Consider the following 22,474-nt stretch of genomic DNA (forward strand, 5'->3'; position numbering starts at 1 on the left):
TACTCCTTTATTTTCCTAACAACATTATCCCTATTGGTTTGCTGTTTTCAGGCAATTGTAACGATTGACGTATAAATTCAGCATTGATGGAATTGATGTAGCGCGTACTTAGTTTTAGCGCTGCGGCCGCCAAATAAACATTTTGACTCATAGCGCCAACGGCAATTTGGCTAAAATCATTGGCTTTTTGGGCATCATAATCTTCAAGGCTATCGCCATCAGACACAAAAATAAAAATATAAGGGGCTCGCTTAGTAAAGTTCTGCTTACCAATATCACTACGAATATCTTGCTTGTTAATTTCACGAAGATAATGGCCTTCCCACTCATATAAAAAGGTCCCATTCTCACTGGCAATATACAGGCGAATATAAGGAGGCTTACCGCTTGCCATTGGCACTGTCCATCCGTTTTTACCACGATTTAAGCCACTGGCAGCCCAAAGTACGCTTGAAAGCTCATCGTCTGACACCATTGCGGTAGGAAATCCCCCACCCGGCGTTGAAGCACGCTTTTTGAGACTATCAAATAATCCCATGCCATCTTTTTTTTGTGGGGCGGGCAAAGTGACATCAGCATAACAATAGGTAATACAAGACATTAACAAAATAATGGCAAATCTACGTAATAACATAGCCTTAACCTTTCAGCTTAAAAAAATATAATAGCTATCTTATTGCTAATGCTATCAATTATCAACAACAAACAATAATAATTATCATTAATCGTACTGCAACTAATAAAATTAAGGCATTAATATTATAACTCATCAGCCATTTTTATTTTTCGGTTTAAAAAGTATATACTGATGCAATTTTCCTATTTTAAGTAAAATTGAGTACTATTTTTTATGCCATTATCGACTTTAATTGTATTGCCACTTTTTATCTTAACTATCACTTTAGCTTCGTTTTTTAAACACAAAAAATGGCAACTACTCACCATTATCTTAATGACAGTTTTCATTGTGATGGAACTCACCTCAATCTATTTTAGTGGTGGATTTATTGACTATCAGTTTTACGTCAACTTAAATGTGAATGACATTATTGAAGGGTTATTCATTTTCAAATTGCAAGCTCTACTAGTGATTGTGGTCTTTTTGGGATTGGTATTTATCCTTAGCAAATTAGCTAACTTGTTTCGCAATAAATGTCGATTACTATGGCGCTTACCATTCACCGTCATTGCGATTGTCACAATAAGCTATCACAACGGCCCAATCAGTCGCATGTATGAAATCTATCAAGTTACCTGCGCGCCAAAAGCGACTTTCAAACAAGCGTTACAAACGCTAAACATGAATGATTATGTTGAAAAATCACAGCTTAACAGCCAAAAAGGTAAGAATATTATTGTGTTATCGTTAGAATCGTTTGAACAAGGATTTTTAGATTTTGCTGATATTACCCCAAATTTAAGACAGCTACAGCAACAATATACCTTTTTCCCTAATATGCCCATGAGTGCGGGAAGCACATGGACAACCGCCTCAATGTACACTTATATGAGTGGTGTACCATTTTTAATAGGCGAACACTCAACATCACCGCTAAAAAGTGCCAACACCACCCAATTAGTCACCTTAGCTGATGTGCTCAAACAAGCTGGCTACCAAACTCATTATGTGATGGCAGGTCCTGAATTTGCGGGCATTGGCCACACAGCTGAAGTGCTTGGCATGCAAGTCGTATCGGAAAAATCCTATCCCGGTAAATACCCAAATGCCCCATTTGGATTATACGATAAAGATATTTTAGACATCGCTAAACAACAAATTCAAGAGATGAAAAATACTGACAAACCCTTTGCACTATTTATCTCGACCGTTTCAACCCATGCACCAAATGGCTTTGATGATGAGCGCATGACCTCTGTCATCAGTCCGAAAAAAGATAATATGTCGTTTGTGGCTGCATCGCTTGATTACAACTTAGGGCAATTTATTGAAAACCTAAAACAGCAAGGCATATTAGACAACACCGTGTTCTACATCTTTCCTGACCATTTAATGATGGGTGCGGGCACCGAAACCGTTAAAAAATTGTCGGCAAAAGAGCGCAAACTCTACTTATTAACCAATGCGAGTACTGATGATTTACAAAAATCACCGAATCAAACCATCTACCAAATCGATTTACCAAGATTGATTTTAAACGGAGCACAAATTAAAACGAATGCAAAATTCTTAACCGATTACTTAATTGGCGAAAATACTGATAAAAAACAGTTTATTGAACAACATAAATCGAGTATCGCGACATTAAACAATGCGGCACAAGTGCAAAAATGAGCGTCGATACCTTAATTTTAGTTATCACTATTAGCTGTTTAGGCATGATATCACCTGGGCCAGATTTCTTTCTGGTCTTAAAAAACAGCTTAAGTTATAACCGAAAAATGGCATTAATGACCTGTTTAGGTGTAATTAGTGCTATCGCAATTCATATGAGCTACTGTGTAGCTGGTATTGCCGTGTTAATTATCACAACTCCGTGGCTTTACAATGTCTTGCGTTATGCTGGTGCTGCTTATTTGCTATGGATTGGTATTAAAGCGTTGTTGGCCAAAAATAGTGGTGCCACTTATGTCACCAAGCAATCTCAGCAACTCAATATCACCGCAAAAGCAGCATTTATACAAGGACTGTTATGCAACTTACTAAACCCCAAAGCGACGCTATTTTTTCTGGCTATATTCACCCAACTACTTAATGCTCACTCAACTATAATGGATAAATTGCTTGTCGCATTTATTATTTGGTTTGAAGCCTTACTTTGGTGGCCTTTGGTAGTATTTATCTTTCAAACGCAAGTCGTCCAGCGGCGTTATTTTAAGTTGCAAGCGATTATTGATAAGTTATTAGGCATGATATTGATTGTGATTGGAGTTAAAGTAGCGTTAGGGTTTTAGAGCATAAAAAGTGCTTTCCTCAACTTTTTCTACAAAAACCCCGTTCCTCAAAAATAAATCCACCCCAATTTTGGGGCGGATATTTAGCTATGCACTTTACTTGCCTCTTGGTAAGACTATGTGTCAATTTGTGGTGCAAATTGCAGTTCTCTCTATAGATTCCTCAGAACGATACCCATATACTGTACCGGCAAGATGGCCGATGAGAAAATTTATCTCACCATCGCTGTCAATTACCCAGTACCCCTGATATGGATCAAAATCTCCTTCGTCCATTTTGTATTCTCCTAAAACGCCCCACTCGCTTAAAAGCCCTCCAGCAATTTTACGTTGGTAATGATTATCAATTGAAGGGTTGGAAGGTTTGGTAATTTGACAATTTGTACCTGCCGGACACCACGCTTGTCTTGCATTAGTTAAATCCATAGCCCGGGAAAGACTATAACCTATCTTTCTACACCATTCTATTTGCTCGGAAACAATTGCAGCTCCAGGTTCAGGTGGAATTTGATTTTTATCACCATTAAGATCTGGAAGACTTTCATCATACACATCTGGTCGTGGTTTGTCCCCTCTATTAACAAACCACTGCTTTAATACAAAACCATACTTCACCACAACATCATTATCATTACTATCTTTACCTTTTCCAACTAACTCAAAAACCTGAGGCAAAGTAGGTTTTTTAACACCAGTCTCCGGCATTGTCCTTATCTGGTCCCCACTAGCAGCAGGCCCTGTTAAGATGACCCGAACAACACTTGTATCCGATTCATTTGTATCCATAGTTGCTGTAATCTCGCCATGAGAAACAGGCTCCCATGTCAATTTCTGATTAACACCACCTATCTTTAAATCAAAATATAAACCATTTGCGCCTGTAGTTGGGAAATTTCGGTTATAACTCGATTGATCGTATGACTGAGGAATAAAACCATTTTTAGGGTCCCACTCATTAGCGGGACCTTTGTAATCGTTACTATTACCATCATCATCAGTATGTATGTCATGAAAGGTCATATCAGGTTTAGCAAAGCAAACTATAGGCGAAGCCTTAGGACTAATATAATAAGTCACATTACTTGCTGCAAAACGACTACTTTTAGGAACACCGTAATTCGTCTCTAATGTCCCATCTGTACTGGTTAATGTTACTTTATAAGGTGCATTACAGATCTTTGGAACAGTATTACGTGATACAGCTTGATTGTCTTTATCAACAATAGATAAACTTAAACTACCTGTAGCAGTTATACCATCAGGACCTTGACCATCTCCATCACTATCTCCCCAATAATGATAAGGTTCCCCAATGAGAGAATTTAATTCGATTGAATCGCTATCAGTTGGCACCAACATACCAATATCAGCAAAGCTCTGATCAGCGATAGGCAACACAATAGGCTGTGTTGGGCTTGAATCATTAGATGATGGCGTATATTTATCCCCATTAGAAAGGGATATTTCAAGTAAGCCTTGGGCATCAGTTATCCGAGTCTGACCGCCGTCGGTAGTAAAATATGGTGCAGTTCCGTTAATAGTATTCGTGGTTTTAGTCGACAAAGCTTGACTAGAAAAGGAAGTCATTAAAGGCAGGCTAAACGATAAAACGATAAAAATCTGTCGGATTGATAAAAATCGGCGAGGAGACCGCAATAGAATTGGTGAGGTCTTATGGAAAAACAAACTACAATAGCAAAACGAACGCCGAGAGTTTAATTTTACCGAATTTAAAATAAGGTTTGCCAGTTTGGCTTTTTGTAAATTATAATGCATATTCGACAATCCTGTCAAGTAACTTTTTAATTTTTTTACATTTTTATGTTAATTATTTAAAACTTAACCGTTTGTATTAAACGGTTAAGTAAGTATAGTGACTATATAAGCACGTTGCAACACTTATTCGCACCCTTAATCGTTAACTTTTATAAAGAAAATAAAAAATGAATAGAAAAATATTGGAAAATTAATTAATTGATAGTTATTATTAACCAAATAATCATTCCTTTACATATCTTTAAAAATCTAACTATTTTGATGATAAAATTATTTTTAGGGGAATTTTAGTGGTTATTATCGGACTGAGAATTTTGATTTTAGCAGGATTTTAAACCTTAAAAAGTACGTTACTCGACTATTTTTCCATAAAAACCCCTTTCCTCAAAAATAAATCCACCCCAATTTTGGGGCGGATATTTAGCTATGCACTTTACTTGCAAGACTCTATGTGTCAATTTGTGGTGCAAATTGCAGTTCTCTTAAAATTAGTATTACTATATCCATATATTTTACCAACCAGATGGCTGACGAGGTAGTAAACGTTAATGCCCTTACTTGACATGTCACTTGTCCAGTAACCATTATCTGGATCAAAGTTTGCTTCTTCCATATTTGAATCATAATTTGGATCAGAGTTTGCTTCTTCCGTTTCCTTTTTTCCTAAAACGCCCCACTCGCTTAAAAGCCCTCCAGCAATTTTACGTTGGTAATAATTACCAATTGAGGCACCTTCAAGATTTTGAGCTTCACAATTTTCAGCATCGAACGGACATTCAGCTCCTTTTGCATTAGTTAAATCCTTAATTTTGGAAAGACTATAACCTATCTTTTCACACCATTTTTCTTGCATGTAAGGAGCTTCGGATCCGGGTTTATTGTCCTTATTGTCTTGGTCATTAGGATTTGGAGCATCACTTGGATACTTATCTAGTCGTTGCTTATCCCCTCGATTAACAAACCATTGCTTTAATTCAAAACCATACTTCACCACAACATCATTATCATTACTATCTTTACCTTTTCCAACTAACTCAAATACCTGAGGCAAAGTAGGTTTTTCAACAGTTCCTATCAGATTTGCCTCTGCCATTATCTGGTCAGCACTAGCCCTTATCTGGTCCCTACTAGCAGCAGGCCCTGTTAAGGTGACCCGAACAACACTTGTATCCGATTCATTTGTATCCATAGTTGCTGTAATTCCGCCATGAGAAACAGGCTCCCATGTCAAGTTCTGATAAACACCACCTATCTTTAAATCAAAATATAAACCATTGGCGCCTGTAGTAGGGAAATTTTGGTTATAACTCGATGGATCGTATGACTGAGGAATAAAACCATTTTTAGGGTCCCACTCCTTAGCTAAACCTTTGAAATCCATACCATCCTCTATGTCAGAATACCTCATATTAGGTTTAGCAAAGCAAGCTATAGGCGAAGCCTTAGGACTAATATAATAAGTCACATTACTTGCTGCAAAACGACTACTTTTAGGAACACCGTAATTCGTCTCTAATGTCCCATCTGTACTGGTTAATGTTACTTTATAAGGTGCATTACAGATCTTTGGAATAGTATCACGTGATACAGCTTGATTGTCTTTATCAATAATAGATAAACTTAAACTACCTGTAGCAGTTATACCATTAGGACCTTCACCATCTCCATCACTATCTCCCCAATAATGATCCCCAATAAGAGAATTTAATTCGATTGAATCACTATCAGTTGGCACCAACATACCAATATCAGCAAAGCTCTGACCAGCAATAGGCAACACAATAGGTTTTGTTGGGCTTGAATCATTAGATAATGGCGTATATTTATCCCCATTAGAAAGGGATATTTCAAGTAAGCCTTCGGCATCAGTTATCCGAGTCTGACCGCCGTCGGTAGTAAAATATGGTGCAGTTCCGTTAATAGTATTCGTGGTTTTAGTCGACAAAGCTTGACTAGAATAGGAAGTCATTAAAGGCAAGCTAAACGATAGAACAATAAAAAGCTGTCGGATTGATAAAAATCGGCGAGGAAACCGCAATAAAATTGGTGAGGTCTTATAGAAAAACAAGCTATAGCAGCGAAACGAACGCTGAGAGTTTAATTTTACCGAATTTAAAATATTAGTTTGCCAATTTGGCGTTTTGGCGTTTTGTAAGATTATAATGCATATTCGACAACCCTGTCAAGTAAATTTTTAATTTTTTTACATTTTTATGTTAATTATTTAAAACTTAACCGTTGGTATTAAACGGTTGAGGAAGTATAATAACTGAAAAAACACGTTGCATTCGCACCCTTAATTGTTAATTTTTGTAAAGAGAATAGAAAATTAATAGAAAAATATTGGAAAATTAATTACTTGATGATGATTATTAACCAAATAATCGCCCCTTTACATATCTTTAAAAATCTAACTATTTTGATGATAAAATTATTTTTAGGGGAATTTTAGTGGTTATTATCGGACTGAGAATTTTGATTTTAGCAGAATTTTAAACCTTAAAAAGTACGTTGCTCGACTATTTTTGCCATAAAAACCCCGTTCCTCAAAAATAAATCCACCCCAATTTTGGGGCGGATATTTAGCTATGCACTTTACTTGCAAGACTCTATGTGTCAATTTGTGGTGCAAATTGCAGTTCTCTTTATAGGGTCCTCAGGGAAAAAACGATACCCATATATGGCACCGGCAGTATGGCCGACGAGAAAATACATATTACCATCGTTGTCACTTGTCCAGTAACCATTATTTGGATCAAACTTTCCTTCATCCATTTCGTATTGTCCTAAAACGCCCCACTCACCTAGAAGCCCTGCAGCAATTCTACGTTGGTAATGATTACCAATTGAAGGATTGGAAGGGGTGGAAGGGTCGGGAATTTTACAACTTGTACCTGCTGGCACATCCGGACACCACGCTTGTATTGCATTAGTTAAATCCATAGCTCGGGAAAGACTATAACCTATCTTTTCACACCATTTTTTTTGCATGGGAGGAATTGAAGATCCAGGTTTTATTGCCTGATCGCTATCATCATCAGCTGGATATTTATCTACTCGTCGCAGATCCCCTCGATTAACAAACCACTGCTTTAATACAAAACCATACTTCACCACAACATCATTATCATTACTATCTTTACCTTTTCCAACTAGCTCAAATACCTGAGGCAAAGTAGGCTTTTTAACAGTTCCTATCAGATTTGCCTCTGCCGTTATCTGGTCATCACTAGCCCTTATCTGGTCCCCACTAGCAGCAGGCCCTGTTAAGATGACCCGAACAACACTTGTATCCGATTCATTTAAATACCTCATAGTTGCTTTAATATCGCCATTAGGAGAAACAGGCTCCCATGTCAAGTTCTGATAAACACCACCTATCTTTAAATCAAAATATAAACCATTTGCGCCTGTAGTTGGGAAATTTCGGTTATAACTCGATTGATCGTATGATTGAGGAATAAAACCATTTTTAGGGTCCCACTCATTAGCTGGGCCGTTGACATCCTTACTACTACCATTATTTTCATCAATATGTATGCCAGACAAATTCATATTAGGTTTAGCAAAACAAGCTATAGGCGAAGCCTTAGGACTAATATAATAAGTCACATTACTTGCTGCAAAATGACTACTTTTAGGAACACCGTAATTCGTCTCTAATGTCCCATCTGTACTGGTTAATGTTACTTTATAAGGTGCATTACAGATCTTTGGAATAGTATCACGTGATACAGCTTGATTGTCGTTATCAACAATAGATAAACTTAAACCACCTGTAGCAGTTATACCATTAGGACCTTCACCATCTCCATCACTATCTCCCCAATAATGATCCCCAATAAGAGAATTTAATTCGATTGAATCACTATCAGTTGGCACCAACATACCAATATCAGCAAAGCTCTGACCAGCAATAGGCAACACAATAGGTTTTGTTGGGCTTGAATCATTAGATGATGGAGTATATTTATCCCCATTAGAAAGGGATATTTCAAGTAAGCCTTCGGCATCAGTTATCCGAGTCTGACCGCCGTCGGTAGTAAAATATGGTGCAGTTCCGTTAATAGTATTCGTGGTTTTAGTCGACGACAAAGCTTGACTAGAAAAGGAAGTCATTAAAGGCAAGCTAAACGATAGAACAATAAAAATTTGTCGGATTGATAAAAATCGGCGAGGAAACCGCAATAAAATTGGTGAGGTCTTATGGAAAAACAAACTACAATAGCAAAACGAACGCCGAGAGTTTAATTTTGCCGAATTTAAAATATAGGTTTGCCAGTTTGGCTTTTTGGCTTTTTGTAAATTATAATACATATTCGACAATCCCGTCAAGTAAATTTTTAATTTTTTTATATTTTTATATTAATTATTTAAAACTTAACCGTTTGTATTAAACGGTTGAGGAAGTATAGTGACTGAAAAAACACGTTGCAACACTTATTCGCACCCTTAATTGTTAATTTTTGTAAAGATAATAGAAAATGAATAGAAAAATATTGGAAAATTAATTACTTGATGATGATTATTAACCAAATAATCGCCCCTTTACATATCTTTAAAAATCTAACTATTTTGATAATAAAATTATTTTTAGGGGAATTTTAGTGGTTATTATCGGACTGAGAATTTTGATTTTAGCTGAATTTTAAACCTTAAAAAGTACGTTACTCGACTATTTTTGCCATAAAAACCCCTTTCCTCAAAAATAAATCCACCCCAATTTTGGGGTGGATATTTAGCTATGCACTTTATTTGCCTTTTGGCAAATCTATGTATCAATCTGTGATGCAAATTGCAGTTCTCTCATAGTCATAATTAGTATTACTATATCCATATACTTTACCAAGCAGATGGCTGGCGAGGTAGAAAATGTTAACGCCCCCATGATTTATCACATCACTTGTCCAGTAACCATTATCTGGATCAAAGTTTGCTTCTTCCATATTTGAATCATAATTTGGATCAGAGTTTGCTTCTTCCGTTTCCTTTTTTCCTAAAACGCCCCACTCGCTTAAAAGCCCTCCAGCAATTTTACGTTGGTAATAATTACCAATTGAGGCGGCTTCAGGATTTGGAGCTTCACAACTTACATCTGGATCGTCCGGACAATAAGCTCCTTTTGCATTAGTTAAATCCTTAATTTTGGAAAGACTATAACCTATCTTTTCACACCATTTCACTTGCACGTAAGAAGGTGCGGATCCGGGTCTATTAGAATTTGTAGAATCACTTGGATACTTATCTTCTCGTTTCTTATCCCCTCGATTAACAAACCATTGCTTTAATTTAAAACCATACTTCACCACAACATCATTATCATTACTATCTTTACCTTTTCCAACTAGCTCAAATACCTGAGGCAAAGTAGGTTTTTCAACAGTTCCTATCAGATTTTCCGGAGCCATTATCTGGTTCTTACTAGCTCTTATCTGGTCCCCACTAGCAGCAGGCCCTGTTAAGACGACCCGAACAACACTTGCATCCGATTTATTTGTATACATAGTTGCTGTAATCCCGCCATGAGAAACAGGCTCCCATGTCAATTTCTGATTAACACCACCTATCTTTAAATCAAAATATAAACCATTTGCGCCTGTAGTTGGGAAATTTTGGTTATAACTCGATGGATCGTATGACTGAGGAATAAAACCATTTTTAGGGTCCCACTCCTTAGCTAAACCTTTGAAATCCTGACCATCCTCTATGTCAGAATACTTCATATCAGGTTTAGCAAAGCAAGCTATAGGCGAAGCCTTAGGACTAATATAATAAGTCATATTACTTGCTGCAAAACGACTACTTTTAGGAACACCGTAATTCGTCTCTAATGTCCCATCTGTACTGGTTAATGTTACTTTATAAGGTGCATTACAGATCTTTGGAACAGTATCACGTGATACAGCTCGATTGTCTTTATCAACAATAGATAAACTTAAACTACCTGTAGCAGTTATACCATTAGGACCTTCACCATCTCCATCACTATCTCCCCAATAATAATAAGGTTCCCCAATAAGAGACTTTAATTCGATTGAATCACTATCAGTTGGCACCAACATACCAATATCAGCAAAGCTCTGATCAGCGATAGGCAACACAATAGGTTTTGTTGGGCTTGAATCATTAGATGATGGCGTATATTTATCCCCATTAGAAAGGGATATTTCAAGTAAGCCTTGGGCATCAGTTATCCGAGTATGACCGCCGTCGGTAGTAAAATATGGTGCAGTTCCGTTAATAGTATTCGTGGTTTTAGTCGACAAAGCTTGACTAGAATAGGAAGTCATTAAAGGCAGGCTAAACGATAAAACGATAAAAATCTGTCGGATTGATAAAAATCGGCGAGGAAACCGCAATAAAGTTGGTGAGGTCTTATGGAAAAACAAACTACAATAGCACAACGAACGCCGAGAGTTTAATTTTGCCGAATTTAAAACATAGGTTTGCCAGTTTGGCTTTTTGGCTTTTTGTAAATTATAATACATATTCGACAATCCTGTCAAGTAAATTTTTAATTTTTTTTACATTTTTATGTTAATTATTTAAAACTTAACCGTTTGTATTAAACGGTTGAGGAAGTATAGTGACTAAAAAAACACGTTGCAACACTTATTCGCACCCTTAATTGTTAATTTTTGTAAATAAAATAGAAAATGAATAGAGAAATATTGGAAAATTAATTACTTGATGATTATTATTAACCAAATAATCGCCTCTTTACATATCTTTAAAAATCTAACTATTTTGATGATAAATTATTTTTAGGGGAATTTTAGTGGTTATTATCGGACTCACAATTTTGATTTTAGCAGAATTTTAAACCTTAAAAAGTACGTTACTCGACTATTTTTGCCATAAAAACCCCGTTCCTCAAAATAAGTTACAGTTTATGCGCATAATCCATCGCGTTTTATCATCTCACTCAATAGCATTTTTTTAAGCGCTAGTTAACTTATTTATTTGTCTTCTTTCCATCAAAGACGCAAGCTGCCGCATAATTACTTGTTTTATTACTATGATAAATCATGCCGATTTCCTTGGTCGCAGTTAATTGGGTGTTAGAACTCGTACCATCGAGCTTTTCGGACTGTTCGCTCGCCCAGAAGGAATAAACGTCCCTAGCCTCACGAGTGTAATAAGCTACATCACCCCATTCAGCAAGAAATCCTGCGCCAATTCGTCGCGAATAGACATAAGTATTTGATGGGTAAGCAATTCCTCCAGGACATTTAAATTCACGAATACCATTACACGATGATGCGTTAGTTAATTCCCTAAGATGTGGAAGGCGATAACCTATATTGCTACACCATGATTCCTGTTCGGCAAGTGGACGACCTCTGTATCGAATAAAGAACCACTGCTTTAATACAAAACCATACTTCACCACGATATCATTATCATTACTATCTTTACCTTCTCCAACTAGCTCAAATGTCTGAGGCAAAGATGGAACAAGTTTTTTCTTATCTTCATCGATGTTACCCGTTATATCTCTAGCGGTAGGCCCTTTTAAGGTGACCCGAACAACGCTGGTATCCGATTCATTTAAATACCTCATAGTTGCTTTAATATCGCCATTAGGAGAAACAGGCTCCCATGTCAATTTCTGATCAACACCAACTATCTTTAAATCAAAATATAAATCATTTGCGCCAGTAGTAGGAAAATTTGAATGGTAAGATGATGGCCTAGTTGATTGAGTGAGAAAGCCCTTAGTAATACTCCAAATGGAAGCTGGACCAGCATAGTGGCGATCACCGTTTACCATATTAGGTTTAGCAAAGCAAACATCAATCGTTGACTTAGGTTTAATATAATAAGTTACATTACTTGCAGTAAAATAAGTACTTTTAGGAACACCGTAACGGGTCGATAATGTACCACCATCAGTCCTTAACATCACTTTATAAGGTGCTCTACAAACGCTAAGCGGTTCATTACGAGTGACAGACAAGTTGTTTGCATCAACGATAGATAAATATAAATTACCCGTAGCAGTAACACCACTATCCCCATCAGCGTCACCCCAATAATTATAGGGAGCCTCAATAAGGGTATTTAATGAGATTGTGTCAAAATTGATTGGTATCATCATGCCAATATCAGCGAAACTCTGACCTGCAGAAGGTAACTCGATAGGATTAGTTAAACTTGAATCATTGGACGAAGGTGTAAATTTAACCCCATTAGAAAGAGATATTCCGAGCAGACCGTCAGTGTCAGTCACTTGAGTGTGACCACCATCGACAGTAAAATATGGAGCATTACCCTCAATACTATTCAAAGTTATAGACGTTAGTGCTTCACTTGCAAAGGAAGTTACAAGCAAAAAAACAAATATTAAAAAGATCTGCCAAGATAAAAAGAAGCGTTGGAAGAAATCTGCAAAAATGCTCGCAATTTTGTTGAAAAATAAACCGTGGTAAAAAAATGAATGTTGGCACCCTAACTTCGTTGAACTTAGATTATAGATTGGCCATGTTGCTTTGTTATAAATCATGATACACATCCGACAATCCTGTCAATTAACTCCGTATTTTATAGCCACTTACACTTTATCAGTTAAAATATAATCAATAATTCACTTAAAAACGAGGTGGGGTAGCATAGCGCTTTCAAAAAATAACCACAATTTAATATAACTATAAAATTGTTAATTTTTGTAAATTAAAATGTTAAAGCCCATCTAAAAAATACACGTTTAACGATTAAAATGACCAATTTTAAAACTCAAAAAACTGTTCCTCAACTTTTTACTGTAAAAGTCCGCCCTTCTAAAAACCCGCTTTAGTAGGAGCGGATAGTTCAGCTACGTCAAAAAATCACTTTTTATCTCCGACGTTAATCGACACCTTTTTAAAATAAACAAATTCACCTGTCATGAGCTTGATTAACAAACATCTGGCAATTGCGACGTTTTCTTGTGGATTTATCTTGCCTTTCTAACAGCTAAACCCAATTGCCATACCGCCATGGCATAATGCGTACTGTGATTATAGCGGGTGATGACGTAAAAGTTAGGTAAACCATACCAAAATTGGTAACTATTTCCCATGTCTAGACGTAATAAGCTGACTTCTTTATGACCGTCGATTGAGCTTTTTGGTTTTAATCCTGCTTTGGTTAAATGTTCAACAGGGTATTTAGTGCTAAAACCTGTATCAAGCTCAAGCGCTTGACCATCAGCCACCACGGCAACTTTTTTGTTACGTTGCCAACCGTGTGCTTTGAAATAGTTCGCTACACTGCCAATTGTGTCAACCGGATCCCATAAATCGGTATGGCCATCACGATTGAAATCGACTGCATGATGTCTAAAAGCCGATGGCATAAATTGGCCATAGCCCATTGCTCCGGCAAATGATCCACTTAAATCAAATGGATCAACACCTTCATCACGACACATAACTAAAAAGTCTTCAAGTTCATTAGCAAAGTATTGAGATCGTCTTGGGTAATAAAATGCAAGAGTTGATAGCGCATCGATAATTTTGGTTTTTCCCATAACACGGCCCCACCCTGTTTCAACGCCAATAATACCGACGATGATTTCAGGTGGTACACCATACTCTTTGTAAGCACGTTGCAGGTCTTTGTCATATTTATTCCAAAATTCGACACCTTTAGGTAAGTTACTTGGTGTAATGAATTTATTTCTGTAACGAATCCATGCACCATTTGGTACGTTTGATGATCCCGATTTTGGTGCTTGTTTATCCATTAAGCCAATAACCCAATCAAGTTTGTTTGTTTGCTCTAGAACTTTACGTAGTTGCTGGCGATTAAAACCATGTTTTTTAACCATCATGGTGATAAACTTCTCTTTATCTACTGGTGCGCTATTTGCTTTCGGTTTTTCGTGCTGTTTTTCTAAATAAACGCCACCTTTTACATTTGAATGGCCCCGATGCTGCTGCATTGGGGACTTTGAAGATTTCCCACCAGAACAAGCAGCAAGCCATAAAATCATCATCACATAAATAACGATACGTTGCATAAACCATCCATATTTAGTTAGTTAAAAAACGACGATATATTAAATTATTTACTTTTATTTAACAACATTTTGACAATCTCTTCCTGCTGCTATTTGTGCAATATTGTTTAGGGTAGTGTCCGAGATATTTAATAATGCCTCTTGAGTTAAAAAGGCTTGATGACCGGTAAAAATCACATTATGACACGCAGATAATCGACGAAATACATCATCTAAGATGACATCGTTAGATTTATCTTCGAAAAATAGGTCTCGCTCGTTTTCATAAACGTCCATACCTAGAGCACCGATTTTAGTCTGTTTTAGTGCTTCAATTGCAGCAGTTGCATCCAATAAGCCACCACGGCTAGTGTTTATAATCATCACACCGTTTTTCATTTTGTCAAATGAATCTTTGTTTAATAGATGATAATTTTCAGGTGACATTGGGCAATGTAAGGTTATTACATCTGATTTTGCATAGAGTTCGTCTAATTGAACATACTGAGCACCTAATTCAACAACGATATCGTTTGGATAGGGATCATATGCAAGAATATTCATGCCAAATCCCTTTAAGATACGAATCACTGCTTGACCAATTTTACCTGTACCAATCACCCCGGCAGTGCGATTATGCATGTTAAAGCCTGTTAACCCATCTAACGAAAAATTAGCATCGCGAGTTCGTTGATAAGCTTTATGGGTTCTGCGATTTAGTGTCATCATTAATGCAACGGCGTGTTCAGCAACTGCTTCTGGCGAATAGGCTGGCACACGAACGACAGTGATCCCTAATTTCTTTGCTTCAGCCAGATCGACATTATCAAAACCTGCACAGCGTAATGCTAGGATTTTAATACCATAATGCGCTAATTTTTGTAGGACAGCTTTATCAACTTCGTCGTTAACAAATACACAAACAGCATTATAACCTTCTGCTGTGACAACCGTTTTGTGGCTTAATTTATGCTCGTAATATTCAATATCAAAACCAAAGTGTTTGTTGGCGATTTCGAGATGTTCTTTGTCGTAATGTTTACTGCTAAAAACAGCAACCTTAACTGTTCCTTTCATATTATGCCCCCTTGTCGGCAATAAATAGATGTATTGTTTCAGCTTTAATGATGATCGAAACACATTGCTTGCTTGATAATTTTTGACGAATGTCAAATATTGATTTAATGTTTGCTTTGAAATATCCGGTTAGTAAAATTCACATATAGTAAAACGCGTTATGTTAGCTTTAGCAATAATTTTTTTTATTTGTATGCTATGATAGCACTTTGCTATAAAACTCACCAATAATGTTAACTGATGAATAAAAAACAAGATCCCCTTTTCAAAACTATTTTTTCGACAAAAATGCTCATTTGTGTTTTTACCGGTTTTGCTTCAGGACTTCCTTTTTTTTTATTAATACAACTTTTACCAGCATGGTTAACCAGTGAAGGACTAGATATCAAAGCAATTAGCGCATTTTCATTAACGCAACTACCTTACATTTTCAAATTTGTCTGGGCGCCATTTATGGACGATATTTCATTGTTTAAGATGGGACGACGTCGAGGGTGGATGTTTTTGTCGCAAATAATATTGCTATTTTTCATAGCGATATTAGGTTGTTTTTCACCAACATTGAATATTTGGGTTATTGCTACTATATGCTTTATTATTGCATTGTTTTCCGCCACACAAGATATCGCTTTAGATGCATTTCGACGCGAAATACTTCTCGATTCCGAACTTGGATTAGGAAATAGTATTCATATTAATATTTATCGCATCGCAGGCTTGGTACCTGGTTCATTATCGCTAATTCTATCTCAATTTTTGCCATGGAGTAGCGTTTTTATTATCACAGCATTATTTATGTTACCAGCCATAGTTATGACTCTTTTGGTGAAAGAACCACTTAATCAACAAATACCAAAATCCCGTAATCTTGAAGATATTATTATAAACCCATTTTTAGAATTTATTACTAGGAAAGGCATTAAATCAGCCATGGTTATTTTGTCCTTTATATTTTTATATAAATTAGGCGATAGCATGGCGACGTCCTTAGCGACCACTTTTTATATGAAAATGGGATTCAGCCGATTAGACATTGGTTGGATCGCCAAAAATGCTTCATTATGGCCTAGTATATTCGGTGGCATAATGGGCGGAATTTTGATGATAAAAATCGGCATTAATCGCGCTTTATGGTGCTTTGGTTTGGTGCAAGTCTTTTCTATTTTAGGTTTTGCGTGGTTGTCAATTGAAGGACCATTTAATGAAATTGGTACACATGAAAAAATTATGTTAGCGTTAGTTATCGGAATTGAATCACTAGGCGTGGGTCTTGGCTCAGCAGCATTTGTTGCATTTATCGCCAAAACGACTAATCCACTATATACTGCAACACAGTTTGCATTATTCACCAGTATCGCATCAATTCCTCGAACACTTATTAATTCGACAACAGGAATTATGGTTGAATATTTAGGATGGACGACCTTTTTTGGTTTATGTACGATATTAGCCCTACCGGGCATGGTGCTTTTATTGAAAGTAGCACCATGGAATATAAAATCTTAGGAGACATTATGGACAAACTATCATTAGCTTTCGAATTTAGGCACGCTTGCAAACGTTTTGATCAATCAAAAAAAATTAGTCATGCCGAGATTGAAGTGATTTTAGATGCTGGCCGTTTATCGCCGTCATCATTTGGTTTGGAGCCTTGGCATTTTGTGGTTGTCGATAATACAGATATTAAAGCACAATTGCGTGCAGCTTGTTATAATCAAGAACAAGTTACTAGCTGTTCGCATTTTGTGATTTTACTTTATCGTAAAGCAAATAACTTCACTTCACAAAGCCCTTATTTGCGTCAAGCTGTAGCAAGAACTTTGCCAGATCAAAACGATCAAACGGCAATTGATAAAGCTAGCCAAGATTTTCTTAACTATATTAACTATGGTTTAGGAGAAGGATTGAATACTAATAACTGGTCAGAAATGCAGGGTTATATAGCGGCTGCAAATATGATGACTACAGCGGCTTATCATAATATAGACTCTTGCGCGCTTGGTGGATTTCAATATGATAAAGTGATTAACATCTTAGAAAAACATATTCCTACATTTAGTCATGAAGTGTTTGGTGTCGGACTATGTTTAGCATTTGGTTATCGCATTGATGAGCAACCGCCACATATTCGTTGGTCACTCCAAGATGTAACAACTTACTTATCTTAATTGCAATTATCATCCTTATGTCGCCTTTTGGCGGCATTAATTGAAAACACAAAGAAAACCAATACTATTGTGCGTTACTCAATATTATCACCTTCACCTATTGCTGCAATAAACAATTTTTTTACAAGAGAAAGATTGATAATGTTAGACTTATTAACTATAAATTGCGCTAACCATATTTTATTTAGCCAGAAAATAGGAAAGATATAAGATGAAAACCAAACATGCCCGTCTATTAATTTTAGGGTCAGGACCAGCTGGCTATACCGCAGCGGTTTATGCTGCACGAGCAAATTTATCTCCAGTATTAATCACCGGCACTCAGCAAGGTGGACAACTTACCACCACGACCGAAATCGAAAACTGGCCAGCGGCGAATCCTGAATTAACGGGACCTGAACTGATGGACAAAATGCAACAGCATGCCGAACGATTCAACACTGAAATCATTATCGATCACATCGATAGTGTTGATTTTAGCCAAAAACCATTCAAATTACTTGGTAGCGACACGCAATACAGTTGCGATGCGTTAATCATCGCTACCGGTGCATCTGCGCAATATTTAGGCTTACCTTCCGAAGAAGCATTTAAAAGCAAAGGTGTGTCAGCTTGTGCTACATGTGATGGCTTCTTTTATCGTAATCAGAAAGTGGCTGTTGTAGGTGGTGGTAATACAGCTATTGAAGAAACCCTTTATTTAGCTAATATTGCAAGCGAAGTCCATTTGATTCATCGTCGTGATAGCTTTAGGGCAGAGAAAATCTTAATGGACCGCTTGGCCGAAAAAGTGCGAGAAGGCAAAGTCATTTTACATACTCATCAAATCATCGACGAAATCCTTGGTGACAATATGGGCGTAACCGGCGTTAGATTACGAAGCAGTCAAGATCCAAATCTTACTAAAGCGCTTTTAGTAATGGGGGTATTTATTGCCATTGGTCATAAACCAAATACGGCCATTTTTGATGGTCAACTTGAACTAGATAATGGTTATATTAAAGTAAAATCAGGCACTAGCGGTAATGCCACTCAAACAAGTATCGAGGGGATTTTTGCTGCTGGTGATGTTATGGATCATATTTATCGACAAGCAATCACGTCGGCAGCAACAGGGTGTATGGCAGCTTTAGATGCTGAACACTATTTAGACAACTTAAAATAGAACACGCTAAATAGTATGTCACTAGATAAAAAACGTCAAACCTATTTACTTAACTGGTTAAAACAGCACACAAAAATGTATAAATCAGATTTGCGTGCTTCGGTTTTATCTGGTTTTTTGTTAAGTCTATTAATGATTGGTCAAGCAGCGTTATTGGCAATTATTCTGCAAAAATTAATCATCGATCAGACTTCGTTTTCTATGGTTGTTCCCTATTTTTTATCTTTAATCGTCATTTTATTGCTACGTGGCTTGCTTATTTATCTTCGTGAAAAGATTAACTTTGTCTTAGGGCAAAAGATCCGTCAACAAATTCGGCAAAAAATTATCGATCAGTTTGAGTTATTTGGCCCTGCCTATTTAAGCCAAAGCACCACTGGCGCATGGAGTACTTTAATAATTGAGCAAGTCGATAATTTGCATGATTTTTTTGCTCGCTACTTACCGCAAATGCGCTTAGCAAGTATGGTACCGATATTAATTTGTATTGCCATCCTCCCTTTTAATTGGGCTGCGGCCGTTATTTTGCTTTGTACCGCTCCGCTAATTCCTATTTTTATGATTTTAGTCGGCATGGGCGCTGCCGATATTAATCGTCGTCATTTTAAGGCACTTGCTTATTTAAGTGGGCATTTTTTAGATCGCCTAAAAGGACTTAGTACCATTCGTTTATTCAATCAAGGCGAACAACAAACTGAACAAATTGCCCATGCATCTGAAGATTTTCGCGTTAAAACCATGCAAGTGTTAAAAATGGCATTTTTATCATCTGCAGTTTTAGAATTTTTTACATCGATTTCGATTGCAATTGTGGCGGTTTATTTTGGTTTTTCGTATCTAGGAGAGTTTAATTTTGGCACTTACAATGGCACTGTCACTTTGTTTGCTGGTTTTTTTGCCTTAATTTTAGCACCCGAATATTTTCAACCATTACGCGATTTAGGAGTATATTATCATGCCAAAGCCGAAGCCATTGCCGCAGCGGATAATATTGAAACGTTTTTAAATAAAAAAATGGCACTTGATGGTGATCAGCAAAAAAGCAAATCTAATCAATTATCATCAAACAGCCCCTTAAAAATAACTGTTTTAAAAACGATTGAAGCGAACGATCTTATTGTGTTATCAAACGAAGGGATACCAATAGTTGGTCCGTTTAGCTTTTCATTACACTCACCATTTAAATTAGCGTTAATTGGTACGAGTGGTGAGGGTAAAAGTTCTCTTATGCAGGTATTATTAGGATTTTTACCTTATCAAGGATCGCTCAAAATTAATGGTATTGAATTTAATCAACTTGATTTAACTAGTTGGCAACAACAAATCAGTTGGATTGGGCAAAATCCTTATCTGATTAATGGTTCAATTCGGGAAAATATCCTACTGGGCAAACCAATGGCTACCGCCAGGGAGCTTGACGAAGTCATCTCCAAAGCGCAACTATCTGATGTAATCGCACAATTACCTGAAGGTGTCGATACTAAGATTGGTGATGATGCCGTAAGATTGTCTGTTGGACAAGCTCAGCGTATTGCTCTTGCTAGAGCGATGCTCAAACCTTGCCAATTACTGATCCTTGATGAGCCAACTGCCAGTTTAGATAAACAGACAGTCCAACAATTAGCTCCCTATCATATTGCGACAAATAGTATCACTATCACTCACCATGATATTGAGGATTTTGACCAAGTCTGGAAACTGTCAAAAGGGCAACTTACCGCCATTAAGGAGAGCTTATGCTAACGCTATTACGTCCCTATATTGCGCTTTATAAGCACTACTTTTGGCAAATTGTTATTGGACTGGGCTTAGCTATTCTTACGTTATTTGCCAGTGTCTTTTTACTTTCTTTATCAGGATGGTTTTTAGCGTCTACCGCGGTGGTTGGTGTTGCGGGTCTATATACCTTTAATTACATGTTACCTGCTGCAGGCGTGCGAGCCGCAGCTATTATGCGAACAGCGTCGCGTTATGCTGAACGTTTGGTCGATCACAATACTACATTTAAGATATTAGCCTATTTAAGAACGCTGGCATTTAAAAAGATCTTACCATTAAGCACCAACCAATTAGCTCAATATCAAAAAGCTGATCTGCTTAACCGCTTTATTGTGGATATTGATGCACTTGATCATCTCTATTTGAAACTATTTTCGCCGATTGTGACAGCTCTCGTCATCGTTATGATACTATTTGTTGGATTAAGTTATATTAACCTTCCTATCGCCTTAATTATCAGTATTGTACTCACTATTACTTTACTTGCCATTCCTGTGGTCTTTTATCATGCAGGTAAACAGTTAGGTGAAAACCTAGCTAAACAGCAAAGTGAATATCGAGCGTTATTAATTAACTATCTTCAAGGTCAAGCTGAACTGACTTTATTTAATGCGCAAAATCGTTACCGTTCAAAATTGGACAAGCTTGAATCAGACTGGCTTTATTATCAAAAAAAACAATCCACTTTAATGGCTCTATCCAGTGCTCTTGTGGTATTAATTGCCGGATTTTTGACTTTGTTGGTGCTTTGGCTTATCACCCAATACACATTATCGCCTTTCATTGCCTTATTCGTGTTTGTCTGCCTTGCAAGTAGTGAGATTTTAGCCCCTATTCCTACTGCATTTATCTTTTTAGGCCAAGTATTGGCATCAGCAAAACGAACAACCGCTTTATTTACTCAAACTCCCGATATCAAGTTTACCAAGCAAGGTAAAGTGATAGATTTAACCACCGCCAAACTACAATTTAATGACATTAACTTTTGCTACCCAAATCAACCGTTTACAATCTTAAATCACTTTTCATTAACCGTTGAAGCAGGCAAACATATTGGCTTAATTGGTAAAACCGGCTGCGGTAAGTCGACCTTACTTAATTTAGTCACCCGCACGTGGGAACCAACTTCGGGCAATATTCTTATCAATGATATACCAATTAATCAACTTGACGAACCAACTTTACGACAAGTAATTGCAGTGGTACCGCAAATGATTACTATCTTTAGTGATACATTAAGACAAAATTTGTTAATTGGTGATCCACACGCATCAGACCAACAACTAATTGCTGTTTTACAGCAAGTTGAGCTATCGAAATTGCTATCAACTGAGCAAGGATTGGATTTACCTTTAGGACAAGGTGGGCGTTCACTATCAGGTGGTGAAATTCGACGTATCGGTATTGCTAGAGCACTATTGCATAACTCGCCATTAGTCTTAATGGATGAACCAACTGAAAGCCTTGATCAGCAAACTGAACAACAGATTATTCAGCTTATTAAGCAAATTTGCCATAATAAAACCCTACTAATGGTAACTCATAGATTAACCGATAGTCCCTTGTTTGATCGGGTGGTTGAGTTATGAGTTTTGCAAGAATCAAAAAACCAGT

Annotated in this window: 15 protein-coding genes; 7 read left to right on the plus strand and 8 right to left on the minus strand. The window is 36.9% G+C overall.

Annotation, left to right across the window (positions count from 1 at the left end; translation table 11 throughout):
* Nucleotides 1-7: 7 nt before the first annotated feature.
* The gene (locus AC5LXI_RS11715; RefSeq protein ID WP_493442492.1) at nt 8-634 is read right to left on the minus strand and encodes a nitroreductase family protein; all 627 of its coding nucleotides are present in this window, start codon (nt 632-634) and stop codon (nt 8-10) included.
* A gap of 216 nt (nt 635-850) precedes the next feature.
* Between AC5LXI_RS11715 and AC5LXI_RS11720 the strand changes: the two genes are divergently transcribed.
* Together AC5LXI_RS11720 and AC5LXI_RS11725 are read left to right on the plus strand one after the other, a co-directional pair.
* Entirely contained in the window at nt 851-2,293 is a 1,443-nt protein-coding gene (locus AC5LXI_RS11720) for an LTA synthase family protein (RefSeq protein WP_493442493.1), read from the plus strand.
* Nucleotides 2,290-2,913, plus strand: coding sequence for a LysE family transporter (locus tag AC5LXI_RS11725; RefSeq protein WP_493442494.1), 624 nt, complete (start codon nt 2,290-2,292; stop codon nt 2,911-2,913). The genes AC5LXI_RS11720 and AC5LXI_RS11725 overlap by 4 nt, the downstream gene beginning before the upstream one ends.
* A 123-nt stretch (nt 2,914-3,036) precedes the next feature.
* On the opposite strand, the gene AC5LXI_RS11730 is transcribed toward AC5LXI_RS11725, so the two are convergent.
* The 7 genes from AC5LXI_RS11730 to AC5LXI_RS11760 all read right to left on the minus strand — a co-directional run bounded on the left by AC5LXI_RS11730 (nt 3,037) and on the right by AC5LXI_RS11760 (nt 15,748).
* Nucleotides 3,037-4,500 (minus strand): hypothetical protein, encoded by a 1,464-nt coding sequence (locus AC5LXI_RS11730; RefSeq protein WP_493442495.1) that lies wholly within the window; start codon nt 4,498-4,500, stop codon nt 3,037-3,039.
* 643 nt (nt 4,501-5,143) lie between these two features.
* Entirely contained in the window at nt 5,144-6,658 is a 1,515-nt protein-coding gene (locus tag AC5LXI_RS11735; RefSeq protein ID WP_493442496.1) for a hypothetical protein, read from the minus strand.
* Nucleotides 6,659-7,305: 647 nt separating this feature from the next.
* Nucleotides 7,306-8,808: a hypothetical protein gene (locus AC5LXI_RS11740; protein WP_493442497.1), complete on the minus strand. Its 1,503-nt coding sequence runs from the start codon at nt 8,806-8,808 to the stop codon at nt 7,306-7,308.
* A 659-nt stretch (nt 8,809-9,467) separates the two neighbouring features.
* Nucleotides 9,468-11,177 (minus strand): hypothetical protein, encoded by a 1,710-nt coding sequence (locus AC5LXI_RS11745; protein ID WP_493442498.1) that lies wholly within the window; start codon nt 11,175-11,177, stop codon nt 9,468-9,470.
* A 467-nt stretch (nt 11,178-11,644) separates the two neighbouring features.
* Nucleotides 11,645-13,195 carry a hypothetical protein gene (locus AC5LXI_RS11750; protein ID WP_493442499.1) on the minus strand — a complete coding sequence of 517 codons (1,551 nt, stop codon included), beginning with the start codon at nt 13,193-13,195 and terminating at the stop codon, nt 11,645-11,647.
* Nucleotides 13,196-13,624: 429 nt separating this feature from the next.
* Nucleotides 13,625-14,692: a lytic murein transglycosylase B gene (gene mltB / locus AC5LXI_RS11755; RefSeq protein WP_493442500.1), complete on the minus strand. Its 1,068-nt coding sequence runs from the start codon at nt 14,690-14,692 to the stop codon at nt 13,625-13,627.
* Between the two features lie 54 nt (nt 14,693-14,746).
* Entirely contained in the window at nt 14,747-15,748 is a 1,002-nt protein-coding gene (locus AC5LXI_RS11760) for a 2-hydroxyacid dehydrogenase (RefSeq protein WP_493442501.1), read from the minus strand.
* A gap of 240 nt (nt 15,749-15,988) precedes the next feature.
* Between AC5LXI_RS11760 and AC5LXI_RS11765 the strand changes: the two genes are divergently transcribed.
* From AC5LXI_RS11765 to cydC, 5 genes are all read left to right on the plus strand, one after another.
* Nucleotides 15,989-17,254 (plus strand): AmpG family muropeptide MFS transporter, encoded by a 1,266-nt coding sequence (locus AC5LXI_RS11765; RefSeq protein WP_493442502.1) that lies wholly within the window; start codon nt 15,989-15,991, stop codon nt 17,252-17,254.
* Nucleotides 17,255-17,262: 8 nt separating this feature from the next.
* The gene (locus tag AC5LXI_RS11770) at nt 17,263-17,916 is read left to right on the plus strand and encodes an NAD(P)H-dependent oxidoreductase (protein WP_493442503.1); all 654 of its coding nucleotides are present in this window, start codon (nt 17,263-17,265) and stop codon (nt 17,914-17,916) included.
* Between the two features lie 211 nt (nt 17,917-18,127).
* A complete protein-coding gene (gene trxB / locus AC5LXI_RS11775; protein ID WP_493442504.1) occupies nt 18,128-19,081 on the plus strand; it encodes a thioredoxin-disulfide reductase in 954 nt (317 codons plus the stop codon).
* A 15-nt stretch (nt 19,082-19,096) separates the two neighbouring features.
* The gene (cydD, locus tag AC5LXI_RS11780; protein ID WP_493442505.1) at nt 19,097-20,824 is read left to right on the plus strand and encodes a heme ABC transporter permease/ATP-binding protein CydD; all 1,728 of its coding nucleotides are present in this window, start codon (nt 19,097-19,099) and stop codon (nt 20,822-20,824) included.
* Nucleotides 20,818-22,449: a heme ABC transporter ATP-binding protein/permease CydC gene (gene cydC / locus AC5LXI_RS11785; RefSeq protein ID WP_493442506.1), complete on the plus strand. Its 1,632-nt coding sequence runs from the start codon at nt 20,818-20,820 to the stop codon at nt 22,447-22,449. Before cydD ends, cydC begins: the two co-directional genes overlap by 7 nt.
* The last annotated feature ends 25 nt before the right edge of the window (nt 22,450-22,474 follow it).

Source organism: Gilliamella sp. LMG 34361 (genome assembly GCF_984569075.1).